This window comes from Vibrio sp. D173a, assembly GCF_030248475.1.
The window spans coordinates 1-1,013 of sequence record NZ_JAHGAH010001095.1 but is presented as its reverse complement, the minus strand read 5'-3'; the positions used below and the strand labels follow the sequence as shown (position 1 = coordinate 1,013).

Sequence of the window (1,013 nt, the reverse complement as noted above, 5' to 3'; positions counted from 1 at the left end):
GCGTTAAACCTCTTTCTTGTAGGAAAGCCATCAGTTGCGGCTTGATGTCATTCACAAGAACTTCCTTTGAAGACCCTGACGACTTTGTCCGTGTTACTTTCTATAACAAATGCCGATGTCTTAGAAAACCTCTGTTTTAGACGTTTAAATTAAAAAGCGCCACTCCTAATTAAAGAGTGGCGCTTCGTTTATATCAGACTAAAAACGGATTAGTTAAACAGACCTTTTAGGAGTCCATCTACTGCTTCCTTGGTTTTCTCATCTTTGATCTTATCCGTGAGTTTCTCCACACCACGGTCGATCTCTTTCTGAGCTTTCTGTTTCAATACGTCGTCGAACACTAAGCTAAACTTAGGATCTGTCCAAGCACCTGTAACCTTAATTGGAATCGTCACATCTTTAAGGTCATCAATGCTCTTGCCCCCCTGACCTTCCAGTGAGCCTACAATAGAGGTGCGCACTAGGAAATCAACGGTCTCCTTGATGAAGTTAGCCTTACCTGAACCAGTTACACGCAGCAGAGGTGATTGCGCTGAAAGGTCGTTAGTTGATACCCAACCTTTGTCGACTTTTAGTGTCGCCTTCATCGCACTGAAATCGGTCTTTTGAACACCTGCGCTCTCGTCATACTTCTCGCCCTTGATCTTCGCATAGTTCTCACGAATCAGCTGTGCTACGTTGATGCCGTTCACGGCACCATCGGCGAAGTTGATAACAATAGTCCCCACTAGATTCTGCTTGATACCTGTTGGAGTTAGGCTCTTACCAGAAACATTCACGTCAATGTTACCAGTACCTTCGAGCATATCGTTATCCGCAACATCCACCAGCAATGGTTGAACCTTAACGCCCTTAATTGCTTTCTTAGCCGTGTATGATGCCGGTGACTTACGAGCATCCAGAGTCGCTGTCGCAGAAATAGAGCCTTCATAAAGGTTAGACGTGAATGACTCTAGTTTTGCGACGCCACGGTTAACCGAGAATGCCGCTTTTACATTCTGCATATGAGCGTT

1 protein-coding gene is annotated in these 1,013 nt (G+C 44.9%); it reads right to left on the bottom strand.

Features of this window, described 5'->3' with window-relative positions; genetic code table 11:
- Positions 1–209 precede the first annotated feature (209 nt).
- Positions 210–1,013: AsmA family protein (locus tag KIV40_RS31540; RefSeq protein ID WP_285353246.1), on the bottom strand; the 804-nt coding region annotated here is incomplete at its 5' end.